This is a genomic window from Pedobacter caeni (assembly GCF_900129215.1).
Classification (GTDB): domain Bacteria; phylum Bacteroidota; class Bacteroidia; order Sphingobacteriales; family Sphingobacteriaceae; genus Pedobacter; species Pedobacter caeni.
On sequence record NZ_FQUQ01000008.1, the window covers coordinates 172261 to 196798 of the forward strand.

Genomic DNA, 24538 nt, shown 5'->3' on the forward strand with positions numbered 1-24538 from the left:
CAGGCAATTTTCTTTATAAATCTTCCAAAAAATCGGTCATATCACAGACATTCTTTAATGGGGTTAGCCGATCCTTCACAAGGATATCAAATTCGGAGATTAAACTGCCTGCGACTAACAGGGGAACATTCAGATTGTCCATAACTTTACCTATGATTTTATTGACGTCTTTGCCCAGATTTAAAGAAGTTAACACCATAAATGCGAAGTCCGGCTGATAGGATGCTACAACTTTTTTAAGATCTGCGTAAGGTATTTCTGATCCCAGATACAGGGTATCATGACCACACCTTTTCAAAAGGTATCTGGCAAAAAGCAGGCCAGTTTCATGCATTTCGGCTTCAGGAAGAAAAAGCAGGAATCTTTTCAGTTCAGCTTTCTCCGGTTTTTCCACTTTATCGATTTCAACGATAATACGGTCGCGGATCAGGTTGGACGCAAAATGCTCATGGGAAGGGTCAATTGTGCCGGTCTGCCATAACATTCCTACCCGCTTCATGAAAGGAAAGAGAACAAGATCCATGGTTTTGATCAGGCCCATCTCTTCAATGCATTTTCCCAGTACCTGAGAAAACTCTACTTCATCATAGGCAATCGTTGCATTGGAAAGGCTCAACATCTGAACAGAATCATTACTCCAGTCTGTTTTTAACTGGGTAACAAGATCAGAGATCTGCTTGTGGGTCATCTTCGCAATCCGGCTGATTTTATAGCCATTCTCGTTCAGGGCCACAATATTGAGCAGCATTTTTAAATCGTCTTCATCGTAAAAACGAATATTGGTAGGTGTTCTCTTGGGAGGCACCAGATTGTACCTTACTTCCCAGGCCCTGATCGTGTGTGCTTTAATCCCAATTAGACCCTCTATATCACTTATTGAAAATTTCCTCACGTTATTGTTTACAACAAATGTTAAACAACTTTGTTTAAAAAACAATTTTTGTTTAATTTTTCTGTAAAATAAACACTAAAACAGGCGTTGAAGCACTTTATTGAGTGATTTTAAGCGAGTGAGGCCGCGTCAGAAACAGCGGTTTCGAGGATTTTGATTTGTTTATCCAGGTCAAAGGTATTCTTTGATTTCGCATCTTTTCCTACCCCCGCCACATTTGCCCAGTTTCCCCAGTTGCTCGCCGGTGCATAATCAATGAGTTTATCCTCAAAATATACCGCTCCGTTTGTCCAATGGACTTTTAAGACATGAACCAGAAAGGTCGCCACCAATAAACGTCCTGCATGAGGAATAAAACCATGCTCATTCAGCTCCTGCATGTATTTATCAATCAAAGTATGGCCAGTATTTCCGGTTTTCCATTTTTGCAGTTCAGGGTTATCATTATCGGTCACAGAGAACAATTCCTTTTCAAAATCAGGTTCCTGGAAAAATTCAATACCATGTTTTTTAAACATAAACCTGAAATAATCCCGCCACAATAAGCCCAGAAGGATCTGGTTGAAATTGGCATTCCCTCCAAAAGCCCCCTCAGCTTCCTTCACCAGCCAGTATACTTTCCTTGGAGATAAACAACCTAAGGACAGCCAACCGGATAACCTGGAAGAAAACCCTTGTTTATCGGCACTATGTTTCACTGGTTTCAGGTAAATATCAGCGCCTTCTACCAGCAAATCCTTCAGGTGTTGTAAGCCTGCATCTTCCCCTCCTGAAAATGGTTGTTCTGATGGGATATCTACACCAGGCTCAAATCCTAAATCAGCCATTGAAGGCAATTCTCCCCATTCTTCATTTTCCACAAAAATGATTTCCTCAGGGGATAAGAAACAGGACTTCACAATGGCATCCCTTTCTGTTTTCTTCTTAAACTGAGCAAATACATCAGGAATGTCCTTAATGGGGAAAGGTAAATCTTCTTTATTATATAAGGTATGGCCAATAAAGTGCCTCAAATTGATTTTAAGCTTCCAAAGGAGGTCTTCTACTTTAGTAGAGATTAAGGTCTCTTCCGGTGCAACCTCACGGTGGTGGTAAACTTCAGAAATTTCATATTTTTCTACCAGATCAGCCATCAGCTCTTCCGGACTTCCCTGAAGCAACAGCACATCTCCGCCAAGTTTTTGAAAAGCAAGCCTTAATGCCGCTATACTTTCCAGCAGAAACTGCGCTCTGTTGGCTCCTGTCTTTGCCGTATCAAAATTAGTGGACTGAAAATAATGCGGATCAAAAAAATAAACCGGCAAAATACTGTCAGATTTCGCAATGGCTTCTACCAACATTTCATTGTCGTGCAATCGAAGATCATTTCTAAACCAAACCAATATTCTTTTCGACTTCATTAATGAGGGGGACATAAAGTATATAATTCACAAAAATATACGAATTTTTATGTTAGTACGAATGCATAAAGCAATATTTACATAAGCGCAACAAACATTTACAAGAAAAAGACGCAATTGCAAACTAAAATGACGTTAAGCGGTTATAAAAGTATGAATAAGCAGATTCTGATCAGCGGAGCCACAGGAATGATCGGCAAAAGACTCATCCTGGCCTTACAGGAAAAAGGACATAAAATTGCGATCCTCTCCAGAAAACCAGCTGTCATAAAAGATGTTAAGGTCTTTTTATGGGATGTTGAACAGCAGAAAATCGACCCTGCCTGCCTGGAAGGAATCGACACCATCGTTCATCTTGCGGGAGAAAATGTAGCCGGGGAGAAATGGACCGCTGCAAGAAAGAAAAAAGTGATCAACAGCAGAACCTTATCTGCAAAACTGCTATACCAGCTGATCAAAGAACAGCAGACAAGTGTACAAACGTTCATTTCAGCCTCTGCCGTAGGTTATTATGGCGATGGAGGAGATGAAATCCTCACTGAAGAAAGTCCAAATGGCAAGGGCTTTCTTGCGGAATGCTGCCAGCAATGGGAAGCCGCAGCAGACGAGGGTACAGGTTTAGGCCTGAGGGTTGTAAAATGCAGGATAGGTTTCGTCCTTTGTAAAGGCGAAGGAGCCCTTCCTGCCCTGGAAAAACCCATTCGCTTTTTTGCCGGAGCCGGATTGGGTACCGGAAAGCAATGGGTTCCATGGGTACATGTGGCCGATGTGGTTGGGGCATTTGTAAGCGCTGTCGAAGAGGAATCCATAAAAGGCGCCTACAACCTTTGTGCCCCCTTCCCGGTGAGTAACCTCAGTCTGACCAGGGCGATTGCAAAAAAAATACACCGTCCGGTATGGCCGGTAAATGTTCCGGAAGTGCTGCTTAAACTGATCTTAGGGGAAATGAGCAGTGTGGCCCTGATCAGTAACAATACTTCCGCTCAAAAAATCCTGGATACTGGTTTTCAATTTAAATACCTTCAACTTGAGGATGCTTTAACCGATATTTACTCCGCTTAACAAAATCCCCCTTAAAATAATGAAATCAGAAATTAGCATCTGTTGGTTACGAAGAGATTTAAGATTAGAAGACAATGCTGCATTATATGAAGCATTAAAAGGCCCTTTCCCGGTATTGTTACTTTTTATTTTCGACAAAAATATCCTCAGCAAACTGGCAGACAAAAAGGACGCCAGGGTTACTTTTATTCAGCAAACACTGGAGGAACTAAACTCCGGCCTTCAAAAAACAGGAACAGGCATTTTAGCGAAATATGGAACTCCTGAAGAGGTATGGCCAGAAGTCTTAAGCAAGTACAATGTCAGGTCCGTATATGCCAACCACGACTATGAACCTGCCGCAAGAGAAAGAGACGACACCCTTGGCGAATACCTGCAATCCGAACAAATTGCTTTCCATACGTTTAAAGACCAGGTGATCTTCGAAAAAGGAGAAATCACGAAAGCCGATGGCAAGCCTTATACCGTTTTTACGCCGTACTTCCGCCAATGGCAACAAAAATTAAATGAATTTTATATAAAAGCTTATCCGGTAAAAAAATACGCTGACAACTTCTTTCCCCTGAAGGGACTGGAGATCCCTTCACTTGCAGAAATGGGCTTTGAAGCTTCGTCCATCAGTTTCCCATCAAAAGATTTTGCCGCTAAGCTGGATGCTTATGAAAACAGAAGAGATTATCCGGCAGCCGATGCCACTTCTCATATTGGCATCCACCTTAGGTTCGGGACGATCAGCATTCGGGAAGCCGCAAGGGAAGCCGTTGCCCGGAATGCACAAAAATGGTTATCGGAACTGGCCTGGAGAGATTTCTATATGATGATCTTATGGCACTTCCCTTATACGGCTACCCAATCGTTTAAACCTGCCTACGACCATATCAAATGGAGAAATGAGGAATCAGAGTTTGAAGCCTGGTGTCAGGGAAATACAGGCTATCCGATTGTTGATGCAGGGATGAGGCAGCTGAACGAAACCGGATACATGCACAACCGGGTCAGAATGATCGTAGCCAGCTTCCTGACCAAACATCTTTTGATCGACTGGAGATGGGGTGAAGCTTATTTCGCAGAGAAGTTACTGGACTATGAGATGGCCAGCAACGTAGGCGGATGGCAATGGGCATGTGGCTCAGGAAACGATGCAGCACCTTATTTCCGGATCTTCAACCCCGAACTTCAAACCAAAAAGTTCGATCCTGAATCCAGGTATATAAACCGCTGGCTCCCGGCCTATAAGCAACAAAAGCATGTCCTACCTATAGTTGAACATGCTTTTGCAAGAGAAAGAGTATTGAAAGTCTTTAAAGAAGCATTAAATGAAAATGCCTTTTAATAGATTTATTTAGTAACGTCTACAATCTCCGCGTCAAAGTCTAATACAGAATTGGCTGGAATTCCACCACCAGTACCTGAGCTTTTAAAGGTATTTCCATAGCCCAATACTGAAGGAATGAGGATTCGTAGTTTCGCTCCTTTTTTAAATTTCACCAATATTTTTTCCATTCCCAGTACCAGACTTTTTGGTGCAGTAGTAAATTCACCTGAATCTGAGGTTGTTCCATCCAGCATTCTCAGTGTATATTTCAACTTTACGTCTGTATTGATGGTAATCGGGTCAGTTCCTGTTCCTGCATCTGTTACAATGTAATGAACACCGGATTCATCTTTAATTACATTCGTCAAAGATTTCGCTGTGATAAATGCCTGAATGTGCTGTTCATCTAAAACGGCTTGCTTCTCTGCATAAGTGCTGATATTCAATTCTATGATTTCATTCGAAGGAATATTTGCTGTCGGAAATCCATTTTTACCAAAAGCAAGATAAGAAGGCAGGAAGATCCTGGCACTACCTCCCGGTTTCAATTGAGTAAGAACTTCAGTGATTGCCGGAACATTGATCCCCATAAAACCACCACTGCTCTCCTTAGCATCGCCTGCATAATATGCAGACATCCCCATGTTACGGATCAGGGGAGAACTCCAATAAACAGTACCGTTCAGCATTGATTTTCCAGACAGGTTATAACGAACCGAGTCCGATAGTTTATAGGTAGGCTTGTCGCTCACAGCAGGTTGCGTGAGCACGTAAAAATATCCGGTTTTAGCCGGGTCAGGTACTGCCTTAATATCGTTTTTGGCCAGATAATCGGCCAATCTACCATCATCCAGCATCTGAACAGATTGAGATTCCTTTTTACAGGAGTTAAAAAGAACAACTGCCGCTAAGAAGGCAAAGGTATAAAGTGATAACTTTTTAATCATTTGGGTTTTTTATAATTAATATCCACTAGGGTAACGGTATAATCTAATACTGAAAATGGAGGAATACTCGTTCCATCCTGAAAATCCATATAGGCTAAAGTAGAAGGAATGATCATCCTGATCTGTCCACCTTTACCAATCATCGGAAGCCCGATTCTCCATCCTTTGATTAAAGTATCGAGTTTCAGTGAAATTGGTTTTGTGATCGGAACCTCTTGAAATGTACTCCTTGCACCTACAACTTTGGCCTTGTAATAAACATAAATGCTGTCACTTAAGATGGGCTTTGGGTCTGTACCTTGTGCAAGAATAACATATGACATACCTGAAGGATCATTCACCACATTTCTGATATTGCTATCCGCTACGTATTTTTTAATTTTTGCGATGTCAATTTGCAACTGAGTTTCCGGGTCGTATTCCTTCCTTTTCTCACATGCTGCGAATAAGCCACACAGGAGTAGAAAGCCCAGGAAAATCTTGTTTTTTAACATAATAGACAAAAATAGTCTTTTCTAAGTGACGGAACAATTTTTAACCAATTTTAACAATTACCAATACCCTCATAAAAAACGCCCTTAATAAATTAAGGGCGCTCAGTTTAATTATGAATCGTTATCTTAATAACAATATTTATTTGCAGCAATCAGTTGTTGCGCTACTTTCTGACGGGTTTCTTTTACGTTGAAGGCATCCATTTTGGTAAACCTGCGTAATCCTACCATCATCATTCTCTGTTCATCTCCTTCTGCAAAAGCCCATAATGCTTCTTTACCTGCTTTCTGAAGTCCATCAACGGCTTCTACAAAATAAATGCGCATCATGTCCAACTGGCCTTCACAAGCAGCCTCACCACGAAGGTTTACTAATTTCTCTGTTCTCAGTAAGGTTGACTCCGCTACATATACATAGCTAGCCATATCTGCGATATTCATCAAAATCTCCTGTTCTTTAGAAAGGCTCATCATCAGCTTCTGCACTGCGGCACCTGCCACCATCAAAGTTGCTTTCTTCAGGTTCTTAATGATTTTCTTTTCTGCAGCGAACAACGTATCATCCTCTTCCCCAAAATCAGGAATAGACATCAGCTCGGCAGCCACGGCAGTTGCAGGGGTCATCAGGTCTAATTCACCTTTCATCGCACGCTTCAACATCATATCTACCGTCAGCAGCCTGTTGATCTCATTTGTTCCCTCAAAGATCCTGTTGATCCTTGCATCACGGTAAGCCCTGTCCATTGGTGCCTCCGCAGAGAAGCCCATTCCACCATAAATCTGTACGCCTTCATCCACTACATAATCCAATACTTCAGATCCCCATACTTTCAAAATGGCACATTCCACAGCAAATTGTTCCGTAGACTTCAATTTTGCCTTACTGGCATCCATTCCTCCGGCTACCAATGTTTCATAAGCATCATCGATGTTCTGACCCGCACGGTAATTTGCAGACTCTACTGCATATACTTTAGCGGCCATTTCTGCCAGTTTATACCTGATGGCACCATATTTTGAAATCGGGCGGTCAAACTGAATCCTTTCATTAGAATAATTAATAGCCGTATCAATCACTGCTTTAGAAGCACCAATCGCTGCAGCAGCCAATTTGATCCTTCCGATATTCAGGATGTTTACCGCAATTTTAAATCCATTCTGACGATCAGAAAGCATGTTTTCTACCGGCACCGGGCAATCGTTAAAGAACACCTGTCTGGTCGAAGAACCTTTGATTCCCATTTTATGTTCTTCAGGATTCATGGTGATTCCACCAAACTCACGTTCTACAATAAAAGCAGTTAAATTGGCATCGTCATCAATTTTAGCGAACACAATAAAGATATCCGCAAACCCAGCATTTGTGATCCACATCTTCTGACCGGTGATCAGGTAATGTTTCCCATCTTCCGACAATTTCGCTTTAGTTTTTCCTGAGTTCGCATCAGAGCCTGAGTTTGGCTCTGTTAAACAGTAAGCCGCTTTCCACTCTCCTGTTCCCAGGTTAGGAATATATTTCGCTTTCTGTGCTTCATTTCCATAATATAAAATCGGCAAAGTTCCGATTCCGGTATGTGCAGAAAGTGCTACGGCAAAAGAGTGCCCTGCGCCAATTACATCAGCTACCAGCATAGAAGTATTAAAGTTCTTTCCAAAACCACCAAACTCTTCCGGAATAGACACCCCCAGGATACCCAAAGCACCTGCTTTATCCATTAACGAAGGCATCAATCCCTCTTCCTGCATATCAATACGATCCAGGTTAGGGTAAACCTCTGCCACTAAGAAATCGCGGCAGGTCTGTGCAATCATCAATTGTTCTTCATCAAATTCTTCAGGAATAAATACATCCTGGTAATTGGTTTCTGTTATCAAAAACTCTCCACCTTTAATTGTTTTTTTGTCTGTAGTTTCCATAATATCTTCTTAAAGCATTTCAAAAATTCCGGCTGCACCCTGTCCGCTACCCACGCACATGGTCACCATACCATATTTCTGATCTCTTCTTTTTAATTCATTAAATAATTGTACTGATAATTTCGCCCCTGTACAGCCCAGCGGGTGTCCAAGGGCAATTGCACCTCCATTGACATTCACTTTTGTGGCATCGATCCCTAAAGTTCTGATCACAGCCAGTGATTGAGAAGCAAAAGCCTCATTCAGCTCGATCAGGTCCAGTTCTTCCAGTTTCATTCCTGCCATTTTCAACGCTTTAGGAATCGCCTCAATTGGCCCTATTCCCATGATCCTTGGCGGAACCCCTGCAATACCATAACTTACCAGGCGGGCAATCGGATCTACTCCCAATTCTTTCATTTTACTTTCGGACACTACCAAAACAAAGGCGGCGCCATCTGAAGTTTGTGAAGAGTTTCCTGCAGTTACACTACCATCGGCAGCAAAAACAGGTTTTAGTTTAGCCAGTTTATCCAGTGAAGTATCTGCTCTTGGCCCTTCATCCGTGTCCACCACATAACTGCGGGTTTTCTTTTTCATATTGGCATCCAGGTAATTCTCCACTACCGTGATTGGCGCAATCCCATCTTTCAGGTGTCCGTTTTTAATCGCTTCCACCGCTTTCATGTTCGATTGATACGCAAAAGCATCCTGATCTTCCCTGCTCACTTTATATTCATTCGCCACCGCTTCAGCAGTTAAGCCCATCCCCCAATACCAATCCGGATTTTTCATGGCCACATCTGGATTTGGAACCACTTTCCATCCGCCAAAAGGCATTCCAGACATCACTTCTACCCCACCGGCAATGATACAATCGGCCATTCCGCTTCTGATCTTCGCCACTGCAGTAGCAATGGTTTCCAATCCTGATGCACAATACCTGTTCACGGTTACTCCCGGAACCTTATCGGTATCCAGTCCCATCAGGGAAATCATACGCCCGATGTTCAGGCCTTGTTCCGCTTCCGGGGTTGCATTCCCTACAATCACATCATCGATTTGTGTTTTATCCAGGTTAGGCACTGAAGCCACCAACTGTTTAATTACTTCGGCAGCCAAATCATCGGCCCTTGTAAAACGAAATACACCACGAGGGGCCTTGCCCACTGCTGTACGATATCCTGCTATAATATATGCTTCTTGCATGTCCGTATCTTTTATTAGCCTAAATTAATTTCTTAAAGGTTTTCCTTTGGTCACAATACTTTGAATCCGTTCCAGCGTTTTACGCTCACCGCATAGCGACAGGAAGGCTTCTCTTTCCAGGTCAAGCAGGTATTGCTCGGTTACTTCCGTTGGGGAAGACAAATCTCCACCACACATTACCCAACCCAGTTTCTCAGAGATTTTCTTGTCGTGCTCAGAGATATAATGACCGGAATACATGGTATTTGCTCCGGCATAAACTATCCCTAAACCTTGTTTACCCAATACTTTAATGTCCTTACGCTGTACGGGTTTGGTATATCCCGCATCAGCCAGTTCTATTGCTTTAGCTTTTGCATCCGCAATCAGCCTGCTCCTGTTCATGGAAATCGAATACTTATCTTTCTGCAGATAGCCCAACTCAAATGCTTCTACCGCTGAAGTAGATACTTTGGCCATACCAATGGTCAGGAACCTGTCTTTCAGTGCATTTTGAACAATCTGGTCTTCTTTATACTCATCTGATGCACGCAGGGCGAATTCTTTCGTACCACCACCACCAGGGATCACTCCTACACCAAACTCCACCAATCCCATATAGGTTTCTGCATTCAACTGAACATGATCGGCATGTAAACTAAATTCACAACCACCACCAAGGGTCAGGTTATGTGGTGCAACCACTACCGGGATAGAAGAATACCTGATACGCATAGAAGTATTCTGGAACATCCTGATCGCCAGGTTTAACTCGTCCCATTCCTGCTCTACCGCCATCATAAAGATCATCCCTACATTGGCTCCTGCTGAGAAATTAGCACCATCATTTCCGATCACTACTCCTCTGTATTCTTTTTCAGCCAGGTCAATTGCTTTATTAATGGCCTGTAAGGTATCTCCGCCAATCGTATTCATCTTCGAATGAAACTCTACATTGAGGATTCCATCACCAAGGTCTATAATCGAAGCCCCGGAATTTTTCCAGATCGTTTTATTTCCTCTCAGGTTATCCAATACCACAAAGGCTTCGGTTCCCGGTACTGCTTTATAACTTTTCGAAGGGATATCGTAATATTTCTTTATTCCATCCTCTACTTTGTAGAATGTCGTATGTCCGGCAGCCAGCATTTCATGCACCCATGCCGCAGCCTCATGGCCATACTTTTTCATGCCGGCTACTGCATCAGCGATTCCAACGGCATCCCAAACTTCGAAAGGACCTAAATCCCAGGCAAAGCCTGCACGCATCGCATCGTCAATCCTGTAAAGCTCATCAGAGATTTCCGGAATGCGATCCGATACATATTCAAACAAACCAAAGAAAGAAGCGCGGAACAATTCAGCAGCTTTGTCCTTTCCTGAAGCAAAGACTTTCATTCTGTCTTTTACATTCTCAATTGTTTTGGTCAGATCCAGCGTTGCTGATTTCACTTTTTGCTGAGGACGGTATTCCAGTGTTTTTAAGTCTAAAGCTAAAATCTCTGTTTTGCCCTCTGCAGTTTTTGTTTTTTTATAGAATCCCTGTTGGGTCTTATCGCCCAGCCAGTTGTTGGCTTCCATTTTTTCGACATAAGCAGGCAGCTTAAAGAGGTCATGGGCCTTGTCCTGCGGACAGTTATCATATAAACCTTTAGAAACTTTAATCATGGTATCTAAACCTACCACATCAGTGGTACGGAAAGTAGCAGATTTAGGTCTTCCAAGGGCAGGTCCTGTAAATTTATCTACTTCTTCTACTGTCAGGTCCATTTTCTCTACCAGATGCAATAAAGACATAATAGAGTATACACCTACACGATTTGCGATAAATGCAGGGGTATCCTTACAAAGTACTGTAGTTTTACCTAAAAATTTATCGCCATAATGCATTAAGAAATCTACCAGTTTCGGATCGGTATCCGGAGTAGGGATGATCTCCAGCAAACGCAGATAACGGGGAGGATTGAAGAAATGTGTTCCACAAAAATTTGCTTTGAAATCTGTTGTTCTTCCTTCTGCCATCATATGAATAGGGATTCCGGAAGTATTAGAAGTAACCAAGGTACCCGGTTTACGGAATTGCTCTACCTGATCAAACACTTTTTTCTTGATGTCCAGATTTTCTACCACGACTTCGATGATCCAGTCGTAATTTGCGATCTTAGCCATATCATCAGTAAAATTACCTGTTGTAATCTTGTTGAGGACGCTTTTCGTATAAACAGGGGAAGGATTGGTCTTCACTGTATTTTGTAAAGCGGCATTTACAATTCTGTTCTTAACTGCCGGATGGTCCAGGGCCAGTCCTTTGGCTTGTTCCTCTGCGCTCAGATCTTTCGGAGCGATGTCAAGCAAAAGTACTTCAACTCCAATGTTCGCAAAGTGACAAGCAATACGTGAACCCATAATACCTGAGCCCAATACCGCTACTCTATTTATCTTCTTGTTCATAATTTTCTGTAGGAATTTTATATGCCAATGTAAGTTTGTTCAATTTCTGCAGCGTTGAGATCAGGTTGTTCTTTTCCTGTGCGCTGAGGTGTACGTTCAGATACTCATTAAAAGAGATCACCACGCCTTTTGCAAGCTGTCTTTTCTCACGGCCCAGATCAGTAAGATATACTTTAACTGAGCGTTTATCTCCGATGGAAGTCTCCCGGTATATTAACCCCATTTCTTCCATATTGTTTAACATTCTTGATAAACTGGTAGCCTTCACGCCCAGCAATCCGGCCAGCTTGGAAACCGCTGTACCTTCCTTCTCAATATTAATCAGCACATAACCTATGGCCTGTGTGATTCCGAATCCGGATGCGATCTGATTATAAGTGTTGGAAACATTCTGCCAAACCACTTTCAAAAAATAATCTACTGTCTCTTGTTGTTTCATGAATTACTATGCTTGCATAACAAAGCTATAGAATTAAAACCTTATATGCAAGCGTAATAATAAAAAATATGTCATAAAAAAAGCCGCCTTACTTGCGTAAGGCGGCTTCTAAACTAAATTCTATTTCAGACTAGTAAAGTGTGAATTCTACTCTTCTGTTTTTCTGACGACCAGCAGCAGTTTTGTTGGTAGCAATAGGTTGGTTTGGACCGTAACCTGTAGCTTCAATACGTGAAGCATTTGCACCTTGAGAAACTAAATAAGCTTTGATCGACTCAGCTCTTTCTTTCGATAAACGTAAGTTTAAAGCCATTGAACCTGTATTATCTGTGTGACCAGCTAATTTCAAGCTAAAGTTTTTCTCTACTAATAAAGCAGCAACTCTGTTTAAAGTAGTATAAGATTTAGAGCGGATAGTTGCTTTACCTAAATCAAATTCTAAGTTTCTGATCGCCTCATCCACTACCTTACGGTCAGCTTCAGTGATGATTACTTTTTCCTGAATAACCGGAGCAGGAACTTTTAGAGGACAACCTGAACCGTCAACAACTGTTCCTGAAGGAGTACCTGGACATTTATCCAATTTATCAGCAACACCGTCACCGTCAGTATCTTTCAATAAGTCGTTCATTTCTGATCTCAATCTGGCGTTTTCAGCTTTCTGAGCATCTAAATCACCTTTTAAAGCGTTAGCAGTTTGTTTAGCCTGTAATGCTTCATCATAAGTTAAAGCTACAGGGTTATGCCATGCCAATTGTTTTCCTTTTCCTAAAGCAAACTCTAAACCACCATAAGCATATGAATACTTATCGTTTTGTCCACGGTAGAAACCATCAAGGTTATCACCATCAACAAAGTTTACAGTCCATCCTAAATCTAAATTGATCTTCTCAGATAATTTAACTTTAGCACCGATACCTACAGGAATGATTAGTTCGCTGATAGTTTTGTCACCAGCATAGTTAGTCAACGCACCAGTATTGCTGGCAGAAGTTTTAACTTTGTAACCTGCTAAACCAGCACCAGCTGAAGCATACAATTGCAAAGCACTGGTTTTGTTAAACATGTCGATATTGAACATATTAACTACTGCATTTAAACTTCCTGAATAACTAAGATCAGTTTCGAAAGCATTTACAGCACCTGTGTTAGTTCCACCACTTTTCCATTTTTCAGTGTTATCAGCTTTCAGTTTACCTCTAACTCCGTCTAAACGCAATGAGAAATATGGTGTAAATTGTTTCTTGATGTAAAGACCATAACCTAAACTTGATTTGTTGTTAGAGAAATCGTTTTTACCACCAAGGGGAGACGTAGGAGTTAAAACCCCAGCATTAACACCAAATGACCATGTAGTCAGTTGATTTGAATTTGTACCTGCTTGATCCTGAGCCTGAACAGAACCTCCGATTAGGAGCGCAGCTAAAGCAACAGGCAGGGTTTTAAATAAATTTTGTTTCATAAAATAAGTATTAAATAATTGTTACAATGTTTAATCATATAATTCATTTCAATACTTAGGCCAATCATTAAAACAGCTTTAAACGACTGTTATTTGAGATTAAGTGTGTAGAATTCTATACAGGCTACCATCCCATTGAGTCATCATCTCCCCGCGGATCCGCACCTCCCTGATAGTAGCCCCATTTGGTTTTCAGAATGGCGTCAACCCTGCCAATGGGACCTCTTGGTGTAAGAATATATCCTCTGGACCTCAATTTAGCCTGATTTAGACTATCCAAGGCTCCTTCTTCGAAATAAACTTCGTCTGGCAACCATTGGTGATGGAAGCGTTTTGAGGTCACTGCCTGTTGCATATTCTGGTCAAATTCCACTACATTTAATATGGTCTGAAAAACAGACGTTATTATCGTAGAACCTCCGGGAGTACCCACCACCATAAACAATTTACCTTCTTTTTCAATAATTGTTGGCGTCATAGAGCTTAACATTCTCTTTCCGGGAGCAATTGCATTGGCTTCCCCCCCAACCAGGCCATACATGTTGGGTGCTCCAGGCTTTACTGAAAAATCATCCATTTCGTTATTCAACAAAAATCCTGCTCCTTTTACCACAACTGCAGACCCATAAGAACCATTTAATGTAGTAGTTACCGAAACGGCATTTCCCGCTTTATCCACAATAGAGAAGTGTGTGGTTTCCTCATGTTCTTTACCTTTTACCACTCCGGCTTTAACTTCTGCACTGGCTGTTGCTTTTGCCCAGTTAAAAGTGCTCATTCTATTTTTAACGTAATCATCAGCCATCAATTCCTTCCCGGGAACAGCATAAAAATCGGGATCTCCCATATGCGTTGCCCGATCAGCATATACCCGACGCTCCGCTTCCACGATAACCTGAACAGTAGAATCGGCATTATGGCCCCATTTTTTCAGGGGATAGGGTGTCACAGATTTCAGCAATTGAATCAGCGCTATCCCTCCGCTCGAAGGAGGTGGCATCGTAATGATTTTATACCCTTTATAGTTTCCGGTAATGGCCTTGCGCCATACGGCCTGATAGTTCTTCAGATCCTGAGCAGTGATGATCCCGCCACCGTGTTTCATTTCCAGCAACAAACTGTCTGCTACCGCTCCTTCATAAAACCCGGCCCTACCTTTATCACGAATCTGTTCCAAGGTGTTTGCCAACTCATTCTGCAACAACAAATCACCCTTTATCCATTGACCTTTTTTGATCAGTGCGGTACCTAGCGGATTAAATTCTACCAATTTATCATGCAGACCATTAAACTCGGCCGCTTGTCTTTCCGAAATCGCGAATCCATTTCTGGCCAGTAAAATTGCCGGTTCCAGTAGTTCCGCCCATTTTAATTTGCCATATTTTTCATGGGCAGTTACCATTCCGGCTACAGATCCGGGAACTCCTGAAGCCAGTTGCCCATACAAACTCTTATCTACGATTGGCTGACCTGCCGAGTCCAGGTACATGTTTCTCTGCGCTGCCGCCCCTGCCTTCTCGCGAAAATCGAGTGTATTTGTCTCTCCTTCAGCAGAACGGTACACCATAAAGCCTCCGCCACCAATATTTCCGGCATTAGGATAAACCACGGCCAAAGCAAACTGAACAGCAACCGCCGCATCAACGGCATTTCCACCCTTCTTTAAAATATCAAGGCCAACTTTTGAAGCCTCCGGACTTGCCGAGACCACCATTCCATTACGGTATTCTTCACTATTCTTTTTACCCAGCTGTCCACCTGCACATCCGGAGAACAATGCCCCGAACAGGAGGACCAGCCCCAGCACAAATGAAATATGTCTATCCTTTATATCCTTCTGCATCTGCATAAATCTTTTCTATTGTTGCGGCATTCTTTTCCAGGATGACCTTTCTTTTTAAACTAAGTTTAGGCGTCAGCTCACCATTTACAATGCTCCATTCTTTCGACAATAAAGCAATGCGTTTCACCTGTTCCCATTTTCCAAAATCTTTGACACTATAAGCCACAATTTCGTCATATTTTTTAATCACCAATGGGTTTTTGATGATCTCTTCATTGTTGGTATATGGAATTCCTTTTTTACCACACCAGCCTTTCAGGGCTTCAAAGGTGGGTACGATTAAAGCAGCAGGAAACTTCCTGTTTTCTCCCAATACCATCACCTGCTCTACCAGCGGCGATTCTTTCAGTTTATTCTCCAACATCTGAGGAGCCACATATTTTCCTCCTGCGGTTTTGAATATTTCTTTCTTTCTGTCTGTTATTTTTAAATACTTTCCTTCTATCATTTCACCAATGTCGCCGGTATGGAACCAACCCTCGGTATCGATCGCTTCAGCAGTCAGGTCCTCACGGTTATAATAACCTTTCATGATGTTATGCCCGCGTGCTAAAACCTCCCCATCGGGAGCGATTTTAACTTCCACTCCTTCAATCACCGGTCCCACCGTTCCAAACCTGGTTTCTCCAAAACGATTGACGGTAATTACCGGAGAAGTCTCCGTTAAACCATAACCTTCCATAACCGGCATTCCGGCAGCATAAAATATTTTTGCCAGGCGGGGATTTAAAGCAGCTCCCCCTGAAACAATCACAACGATCTGACCGCCCATTGCTTCCTGCCATTTCTTAAAAACCAGCTTCCGGGCTATTCCCAATTTAAAATTATAGAAAGCCCCATTGTTGAAATCGAATTTCTCGGCCACGGAAAGCGACCAGAAAAAGATGCCTTTTTTTATGCCGCTGAGTGCTTTTCCCTTTTCAATGATTTTATCATAAACTTTTTCCAGCAAACGGGGAACGGTAGAAAAACCATTTGGCTTCACAAACTGAATGTCGGCAACAATGGTCTCCGTACTTTCAGCATAATATACAGCTGCACCTTTATACATGTGCAGGTACACGATCATTCTTTCAAAAATATGGGATAATGGAAGAAAACTTAAGGCTTTATCCAAACCCGGAGGCACCAATACCGAAGAGTGTTCAAAATTTTTCACGAGGTTATTGTGTGTCAGCATCACACCTTTGGGAGTACCCGTAGTTCCTGAAGTATAGATCAGGGTTAAGATATCATCAGGAGTAACTTCTTTTCTATAGACTTCCAGATCAAGGCTGGCATTTTCTCTTCCGGCCTTTAACAGCTCTTCCCAGGAAGCAACCCCTTCAATCGGATTAAAGGAATAAATCTTTATGGAAGTATTCAGTTCATCACAAACGGGTTTTACTTTTTTATAAATTTCTTCATCGGCGACAAATACTACAGTAATCTCGGCATTAGTCAGGATAAATTTAATGTCATGCTCTGCCAGGGTAGGATACAATGGCACCTGATAAGCGCCCAATTGTACAATAGCGAAATCGGAAATGTTCCACTCCGGTCGGTTATGGGACATTACCGCAACCCTGGAACCTTTTGCTACACCGATACCCACCAAGCCCCGGCTCAGTGCATCGGCTGCTTCGATAATCGCTTTGGTGCTATATTTTTTCCATTCCCCCTTAATCTTACCACTTATAAACTCTTCTTTTGGAAACTTTTCTAAATTGTATTGAAGTAAATCAAATACTCGTGTGATCGTTACAGCCATAACCGTGATTTTATAATTTGTACCTGGTGTTTCCCAAATCTAATAAATTAAATCCTCTATCAAAACCAATTTAAATATTGGTATGTTTTCTTTCTGTAATAATTAATTGGGATCGGTTTAGTGCTTACCAAATATTTTTTTCAGGTAAAGTCAGGCTGTAAACATCTGGTAGGAAAATCACAAAATCAAACACTTTTTATGTAAACTTATTTCAGTACAAGACACAGGCTAATATCTGGTTTTACCTATACTCGGTCTAAGCTCGGTCTATACTCGGTGCTAACTCGGTGCACACTCGGTCAGAAGCGTGTTAAAGACGGGTAAGCAACGAGTGAATATGGGGGATAAAACAAGGCTTTCTGCAAGCTGTATTTAATCTGCTTCTTACCTCCTCAGATCGAAATAATCATCGCTTGTTTACTGGCAAAACGCTTGTTAGATCGCACATTTCTTAATTTATCGGCACAATAGTTGATAAGGTAGAAATCATCATTGAAAATTTAATAAAAACACAGATTATGAAAAAATTACTTACTATTATTTGTTTAGCCGTGATTGCAACCTTTGCTTTCAATTTAAAGTCAAGCGCGCAAGGTTACGATAATGCTATTGGTGGTCGTTTTGGCGCTGCAAATGGGGTTACTTTCAAAACTACGCTTGGTGGAAACAAAATGGTAGATATCATTGCCAACTTTAGATCGAACAGCAACTATAACTATTTCCGTGTAACCGGTTTATATGAAATCTATAACCCGATCAGCAATGCAGCAGGATTAAACTGGTATTATGGTGTGGGTGGTACAGTAGGAACGGTTAAATACAAACCAAAAAACCAAAGTGACCTTTATTTAGGTATTGATGGTGTTTTAGGTTTGGATTACAAATTTGCTGATGCGCCAATCAATATTTCATTAGACTGGAAACCAACCATAGGATTGGTTCCTGATACAGACTTTGATGCTTCTGGTGTTGGTCTGTCTTTACGTTATACTTTCTAAGTCGGAAGAACTCATAAAAAAAGCGGGGTTAAGAATGTACATTCTTAACCCCGCTTTTTTTGTTTAGCTGAATTTATATTCCCATCCAGCCTTTGCGAACCGATACCTGCGATTCCGGAGCATTACTCTGAATCTCGGCTACCAGCTTAATATTCGGACTGGCTTTTAAAGTCAGTTTAATGTCTTTCTCTATTCCGTCTCTTCTTACTTTCACGGTGATCACATCACCAGGTTTTTTGCTGGTTACCACTGGCATACGCTCCAATGCAGCTTCCACACCTACACCATCTACACTGATCACTTCATCATTTACATTTAAGCCATCCACCCATGCAGCAGAGTTTCTCGAAACTGCAGAGATGAAGATCCTGCCTTCTGTTTTTTTAGAAGCCACACCGATATAAGGAATGTTATTGCCTTCGTTTTGATTTTTGATGCTGATTCCGGCATATCCAAAATACTTATCATATTCTACAGGATGGGTTCCGTTCACATACTTTGCCCAGAAATCAGTGAAGCTTTTGCCACTGATCTTCTCCACCATTGCTTTAAATTCCGCATCGGTATATCCTCTTTTTAAAGTTTTACCTTGCAGGTACATCGCTTTCATTACATCATCCAGGCTTTTTGCTCCTTTAGTGGCCTGTGCAATCTCCAGATCCATCAACAGTCCTACGACTTCTCCTTTGCTGTAATAAGAAACACCTGTGTTATTAGAGTTCTCATTCGGTCTGTAACCTTTAATCCAGGCATCATAGCTGGATTCTGCTGCAGACTGCACTTTGGCACCCGGAGTATTGGATACGTTAGCGACGGCAGTTACCAGACCATCCACAAATGCTTTCTGGTCTACAAAACCTGCACGCAACACCAATTTGTTCTCATAATATGAGGTAAATCCTTCTGCTACCCACAAATTGGTGGTATAGTTTTCATTGTCATAATCAAATGGACCTAAAGCAATCGGGCGCATTCTTTTCACATTCCATAAATGGAAGTATTCATGGGCTACAAGATTTAAAAATCCAAGGTAACCCTCAGGAGTATTGTAAGCGTTGCGGGAAGCCCCTAAAACTGTAGAATTTAAGTGCTCTAAACCACCTCCACCTCTTTCAAAATTATGAACAATAAAAGTGTAATGTTTATTCGGGTTCTCTCCATATATGGCGGTTGCCTGTTCTACAACTTTAGCCATATCGACCTTTAAACGTTCTTTATCGTAGTTGCCACCACCAAACATGGCTACTTCGTGTTTTACACCTGAAGCCATGAAGTCAAAAACCTCCTGGTTTCCTACTTCGATAGGGCTATCAAACAAGACGTCAAAGTCTGAAGCAGTATAAGTAAAAGGTTGTCCTGCCACAGGCTCCAATCCGGTAGAAACTTTATTCCATCCTTTGAAAGGAATCACTTTCACTGTACTTGGCAATTTCAATAATCCATCTGGATACATGAATATACCAGTGCTGGATAAAAATGCATGTTGTTCATCGATGAATGGGGTACGAACGGAAACTTCGAAACCATATACCCTGTATTTAATTTTTATGGCATTGGATTTAGCGGAATACACCCTCCATGCATTTTTCTTTACTTTTTCAACTTTTACGGACTTACCACCGGCAGTCGCGCTAAAATCTTCTACACTTTTTGCAAACTCACGAACGAGGTAAGAACCTGGTGCCCATACCGGCATTTTTACGTCTACATAGTCTTTAACCAATCCGGAAATATTCATCTCCATTTCTACATAATGCGCCTGAGGCTCTTTAAAGCTCACCTCAAATCCTACTTTTACCTGCGATCTGGCTGTCATACCTACTGATAGTAATATTACTAATCCTGCAATTGATTTTTTCATTCCTTAATGTTGTTGTTTTATTTACCCCTTCTTTTCCCCTGATCTGGCCTTTCCCGGAACCAGCACTATTTTTTCAGTATCATAATTGTTATATTAACCTAATTAAACCAGGCTAAACTTTCTCCGTTCTTTTAAGTCATAGGTTAAAGAAGGCGCTAATTTACTTTTTACGGGCGATAAACAAATGTATAATTTATCTCTTTTCGTCGTCCTTAAAAAGAATATTAAGCTGTAACATCCTTAATACAAGCTATTACAGGCCGTATATTTAAATATTTTTGCACGTTAACTTATCCTATTCACCACATATGAAACTAAGATACATCATCTATATCCTGATCGCTCTGGGTATTGCTTATTTAATTTATTACCGGATTTCTGCCAATAAAAAAATCGCCAATGAAGGAGCCGGAATGAGCAAAGGAAAAGGTGGCCCCGGAAAGGGATTACAGGTGAATGGGATTGTGGTCAGAACAGGAGATTTTAGCAACGACCTGGAAGTTACAGGAACACTGGAAGCCAATGAATCGGTAGAACTGCACAGCGAGGTTTCCGGACTGGTCACCAGCATCAATTTTAAAGAAGGCTCAAATGTGACCAAAGGCAGTCTACTGGTTAAAATCAATGACCGCGATATTCAGGCTCAACTTCAGGATGCTTTAACAAAACAGAAGCTCTCGGCAACCAACGAAAACCGCTCCAGACAATTGTTAGAAAAAGGCGCAATCAGTCAGGAAGAGTACGATACTTCCCTTGCCAATCTTCAGTCTCTGAAAGCACAGGCACAACTGATCCGTGCGCAACTGGCAAAGACTTCGATCTTCGCTCCTTTTAGTGGAAAGATTGGTTTACGCTCCATCTCTGAAGGGGTATATTTAACCCCCGCAGCGATCATTGCCAACTTATCCAGCATCAACCCATTAAAAATCAGCTTTTCTGTTCCTGAAAAATACATCGGACAAATTAAAAACGGATCAGAAGTTTCCTTCACTACAGATGGTTATTCAAAAACGTTTACCGGAAAAGTTTTTGCGATAGAGCCGGGAATCAATACCCAGACCCGGACCTTGCAGATAAAGGCCCTTGTGCCTAACCCAAATAATGAGCTCTTTCCAGGATCTTTCGCAAAGATCAAACTTGCCCTTACCACAACCAAAGATGCGATCATGATTCCAAATGAAGCCATTATTCCGGTATTAAAGGGGAAAATAGTCTTCATCAGCAAAAATGGTAAGGCGCAACAAGTTGAAGTAGAAGCAGGAACACGGACTGCCGAAAATATTGTCATCACTTCCGGATTAAAAGTCGGCGATACCGTATTGACTACCGGTGCAATGGCCTTAAAACAGGATGCCCCTGTAAAAGTAACTGTGGTTAAAAATTAAGTATCCTTATGAGCATTTCAACCACCAGTATAAAAAGGCCGGTTCTGGCCATCGTGATGAACCTGATGATCCTTCTTTTTGGTGTCATCGGTTATAATTTCCTGGGCGTCCGGGAATATCCGAATATTGACCCTACAGTCGTTTCTGTACGGACCTCTTACCCGGGAGCAAATTCAGACATCATCGAATCGCAAATTACCGAACCCCTGGAAAAATCCATTAACGGGATTGACGGGATCAGGAACATCTCCTCTTCCAGTAACCAGGGAAGCAGCAACATCACCATAGAATTTAACCTGAATAAGGACATTGATGATGCAGCGAATGATGTTCGTGATAAAGTATCACAAGCAGCAAGAAGCCTGCCTAAAGATATCGACGGAAATCCTGTGGTGAGTAAAGCAGATGCCAACTCCGATGCGGTCATCACGATGACCATCCAAAGTGATAAACGCAATGTAATGGAGCTGAGTGATTATGCAGAGAATGTCATCGCAGACCGCCTGCAAACCATCACTGGTGTCAGTAGTGTACAGATTCAGGGTCAACGGAAATATGCAATGAGGATCCGGATTTCACCGGATAAACTGGCCGCCTATGGATTGACTTCTCAGGATATCGTTACCGCACTCAATAATGAAAACGTGGAGCTTCCATCCGGAAAGATCACGGGTGCAAATACAGAACTGATCGTAAAAACACTGGGAAAACTAACCAATGAGGAAGAGTTCAACAACCTTATCCTGAAAAACGACAGCGACAATGTGGTCCGTTTAAAAGATGTAGGTTATGCTGTTCTGGGTTCAGAGAACGAAGAAACCATATTAAGGGAATCAGGGAAACCCATGGTTGCTGTAGGACTTGTTCCTCAACCGGGAGCAAATTACCTGGACATCTCTAAGGAATTCGATAAAAGATTTGAGCAATTGCAGAAAGATGTCCCTAAAGACATTAAGCTGAACATCTCTTTAGATACCACTAAATTCATTAAAATGTCTGTAACGGAAGTTGCAGAGACCATTATCCTTTCCCTGATCCTGGTGATCCTGATCATTTACCTCTTCTTCAGGGATTGGGCAATTGCCATCAGGCCTTTACTGGATATTCCGGTATCACTGATTTTCACTTTCTTTATCATGTATATTTTTGGTTTCTCCATTAATGTATTGTCTTTACTGGCCATCGTTCTGGCCACCGGACTGGTGGTGGATGACGGGATTGTGGTGACCGAGAACATCTTTAAAAAGGTGGAAGAAGGCTACTCTCCTTTTGAGGCAGCAATCAAAGGATCTAATGAGATATTTTTTGCGGTCATTTCGATCTCTGTAACACTGGCAGCTGTATTCTTACCTGTGATCTTTCTGGAAGGATTTGTCGGGCGACTCTTTCGGGAGTTCGGGATTGTAATTGGTGCAGCCGTGCTCATTTCGGCCTTTGTTTCCCTCACACTGACACCTATGCTGAATGCCTACCTGATGAAAAAAACAGGGCACGAAAAATCTAAGTTCTACAACCTTACAGAACCTTATTTTGTAAAGCTGAATGATAGTTATTCAGATAACCTGAATAAATTCCTCAATAAAAAATGGCTGTCGATTCCCATTATTGTGGTCTGCGTAGCCATGATTGCCTTGTTCTGGAAAATTTTACCAAAGGAAACGGCTCCATATGATGACCGTAGTGCAATCAATATGCGCGTGACTACACCGGAAGGTTCTTCTTTTGCCTATACGGATCGGTTCATGATGAAAATCCAGCAAATGATCAGCGATTCTATTCCGGACACAAAGGTGAACATTACCATTACTTCTCCGGGATTTGGCGGATCAGGATCAACGAACAGTGGTTTTATCAGGATGGGATTATCTGATCCCGGCGACCGTGGCCTTACTCAGGATCAGATTGCAGCCAAGCTGACCAGAATTACCAGAAGGTATACTGAAGGAAAGGTTGTCGTTACCCAGCAACCTACGATTTCTGTAGGACGCAGAGGCGGATTACCAGTCAACTATATCATCCAGGCCCAGAACTTTGAGAAGCTGAGGGATAAAGTGCCTTTGTTTATGGACGAAGTAGCCAAAGACCCGACTTTCACCACTTCGGATGTAGACCTTAAATTCAATAAACCGGAAATCGATTTAACCATAGACAGAGATAAGGCGAAAAACCTTGGGGTCTCGGTCTCGGATATCGGGATGGCACTTCAACTGGGCTTAAGCGGCCAGCGTTTCTCCTATTTCTTTATGAATGGCAAACAATACCAGGTGATCGGGCAATTTGAGATGAACGACCGTAAAGATCCTTTAGATCTGAGCTCTGTTTATGTAAGAAATAACAAAAACGAATTGATTCAGGTAGACAATATGGTGACGGCAAGAGAAAAAAGCAGTCCGCCGCAATTGTACAGAAACAACCGTTTTATCTCGGCAACAGTTTCTGCCGGACTGGCACCTGGCAAAAGTATCGGGGAAGGCATTGAGGCCATGGACAGAATTTCAGCCAAAATACTGGATGAGTCATTTTCTACCGATCTTGGTGGCGAGTCCAGGGATTTCCAGGAAAGTTCTTCGAATACCTTATTTGCCTTTGGGCTTGCCTTATTGCTGGTATACCTGATTCTTTCTGCACAGTTTGAGAGTTTTATAGATCCGGTGATCATTATCCTTACGGTACCGATGGCCGTTGCAGGTGCATTTTTATCACTCTGGCTATTTGGCCAAAGCTGGAATATTTTCAGCCAGATCGGAACGATCATGCTGATCGGACTGGTAACCAAAAACGGAATTCTGATCGTAGAGTTTGCCAATCAGCTGAAGGAAACCGGAAAAAGTGTTCATGATGCCATCAGGGAAGCTTCGGTTTCCAGGCTCAGACCAATTCTGATGACCAGTCTGGCCATTGCAATTGGGGCATTGCCTATTGCCATGGCTTTAGGTGCCGCAGCAAAGAGCAGGATGGGAATGGGAATTGTGATCGTTGGAGGAACCTTGTTCGCCCTGATCTTAACCCTCTTTGTGATCCCTGCCATTTATTCTTACTGGTCTAAAGAGCACAAAGCAAATACAGAATTAGAACTTTCGCTGAAAGCGGCCTTAGCTGAAGAAATCCTAGAAAAAACCGCACATTAACCCATGATCCAGTTTCAACTCCATACG

General features: G+C 42.0%; 17 protein-coding genes. 5 read left to right on the plus strand and 12 right to left on the minus strand.

Annotated elements, in window-relative coordinates; translation table 11 throughout:
* Positions 1-13 precede the first annotated feature (13 nt).
* Both BUC20_RS31335 and BUC20_RS31340 read right to left on the minus strand, forming a co-directional pair.
* Positions 14-892 (minus strand): MerR family transcriptional regulator, encoded by an 879-nt coding sequence (locus BUC20_RS31335; RefSeq protein WP_234994632.1) that lies wholly within the window; start codon positions 890-892, stop codon positions 14-16.
* Between the two features lie 110 nt (positions 893-1002).
* On the minus strand, positions 1003-2292 hold the full coding sequence (locus tag BUC20_RS31340) for a DASH family cryptochrome (RefSeq protein ID WP_073238088.1): 1290 nt from the start codon (positions 2290-2292) through the stop codon (positions 1003-1005).
* Between the two features lie 153 nt (positions 2293-2445).
* Here BUC20_RS31340 and BUC20_RS31345 point away from each other — a divergent pair, with 153 nt between their 5' ends.
* Both BUC20_RS31345 and BUC20_RS31350 read left to right on the plus strand, forming a co-directional pair.
* Entirely contained in the window at positions 2446-3354 is a 909-nt protein-coding gene (locus BUC20_RS31345; RefSeq protein WP_073238427.1) for a TIGR01777 family oxidoreductase, read from the plus strand.
* A gap of 19 nt (positions 3355-3373) precedes the next feature.
* Positions 3374-4687, plus strand: coding sequence for a cryptochrome/photolyase family protein (locus tag BUC20_RS31350; protein ID WP_073238091.1), 1314 nt, complete (start codon positions 3374-3376; stop codon positions 4685-4687).
* 5 nt (positions 4688-4692) lie between these two features.
* Here the strand turns inward: BUC20_RS31350 and BUC20_RS33650 are convergent, their stop codons facing one another.
* The 9 genes from BUC20_RS33650 to BUC20_RS31395 all read right to left on the minus strand — a co-directional run bounded on the left by BUC20_RS33650 (position 4693) and on the right by BUC20_RS31395 (position 17139).
* A complete protein-coding gene (locus BUC20_RS33650) occupies positions 4693-5616 on the minus strand; it encodes an FKBP-type peptidyl-prolyl cis-trans isomerase (protein ID WP_084529459.1) in 924 nt (307 codons plus the stop codon).
* Positions 5613-6110, minus strand: a complete 498-nt coding sequence (locus BUC20_RS31360; RefSeq protein WP_073238093.1) for an FKBP-type peptidyl-prolyl cis-trans isomerase — start codon at positions 6108-6110, stop codon at positions 5613-5615. The genes BUC20_RS33650 and BUC20_RS31360 overlap by 4 nt, the downstream gene beginning before the upstream one ends.
* A 126-nt stretch (positions 6111-6236) precedes the next feature.
* Positions 6237-8027, minus strand: a complete 1791-nt coding sequence (locus BUC20_RS31365; protein WP_073238094.1) for an acyl-CoA dehydrogenase family protein — start codon at positions 8025-8027, stop codon at positions 6237-6239.
* 9 nt (positions 8028-8036) lie between these two features.
* Complete coding sequence (locus BUC20_RS31370) at positions 8037-9215, minus strand: acetyl-CoA C-acyltransferase (protein ID WP_073238096.1); 1179 nt, start codon at positions 9213-9215, stop codon at positions 8037-8039.
* Between the two features lie 24 nt (positions 9216-9239).
* Positions 9240-11645: a 3-hydroxyacyl-CoA dehydrogenase/enoyl-CoA hydratase family protein gene (locus BUC20_RS31375; RefSeq protein ID WP_200801110.1), complete on the minus strand. Its 2406-nt coding sequence runs from the start codon at positions 11643-11645 to the stop codon at positions 9240-9242.
* Positions 11626-12084, minus strand: a complete 459-nt coding sequence (locus BUC20_RS31380; RefSeq protein ID WP_073238100.1) for a MarR family winged helix-turn-helix transcriptional regulator — start codon at positions 12082-12084, stop codon at positions 11626-11628. Before BUC20_RS31380 ends, BUC20_RS31375 begins: the two co-directional genes overlap by 20 nt.
* Positions 12085-12214: 130 nt before the next feature.
* Entirely contained in the window at positions 12215-13546 is a 1332-nt protein-coding gene (locus BUC20_RS31385) for a DUF6089 family protein (RefSeq protein WP_073238102.1), read from the minus strand.
* 124 nt (positions 13547-13670) lie between these two features.
* Positions 13671-15389 carry a gamma-glutamyltransferase gene (ggt, locus tag BUC20_RS31390; RefSeq protein WP_084529461.1) on the minus strand — a complete coding sequence of 573 codons (1719 nt, stop codon included), beginning with the start codon at positions 15387-15389 and terminating at the stop codon, positions 13671-13673.
* Positions 15367-17139: an AMP-dependent synthetase/ligase gene (locus tag BUC20_RS31395; protein WP_073238104.1), complete on the minus strand. Its 1773-nt coding sequence runs from the start codon at positions 17137-17139 to the stop codon at positions 15367-15369. The genes ggt and BUC20_RS31395 overlap by 23 nt, the downstream gene beginning before the upstream one ends.
* Before the next feature lie 518 nt (positions 17140-17657).
* Here BUC20_RS31395 and BUC20_RS31400 point away from each other — a divergent pair.
* Positions 17658-18137, plus strand: coding sequence for a porin family protein (locus BUC20_RS31400; RefSeq protein WP_073238106.1), 480 nt, complete (start codon positions 17658-17660; stop codon positions 18135-18137).
* Positions 18138-18210: 73 nt separating this feature from the next.
* On the opposite strand, the gene BUC20_RS31405 is transcribed toward BUC20_RS31400, so the two are convergent.
* Entirely contained in the window at positions 18211-19998 is a 1788-nt protein-coding gene (locus BUC20_RS31405) for a M61 family metallopeptidase (protein ID WP_073238108.1), read from the minus strand.
* A gap of 308 nt (positions 19999-20306) precedes the next feature.
* On the opposite strand from BUC20_RS31405, the gene BUC20_RS31410 reads away from it, so the two are divergent.
* Together BUC20_RS31410 and BUC20_RS31415 are read left to right on the plus strand one after the other, a co-directional pair.
* Positions 20307-21383: an efflux RND transporter periplasmic adaptor subunit gene (locus tag BUC20_RS31410; RefSeq protein ID WP_073238111.1), complete on the plus strand. Its 1077-nt coding sequence runs from the start codon at positions 20307-20309 to the stop codon at positions 21381-21383.
* An 8-nt stretch (positions 21384-21391) separates the two neighbouring features.
* Complete coding sequence (locus BUC20_RS31415) at positions 21392-24511, plus strand: efflux RND transporter permease subunit (RefSeq protein ID WP_073238114.1); 3120 nt, start codon at positions 21392-21394, stop codon at positions 24509-24511.
* Positions 24512-24538 lie beyond the last annotated feature (27 nt).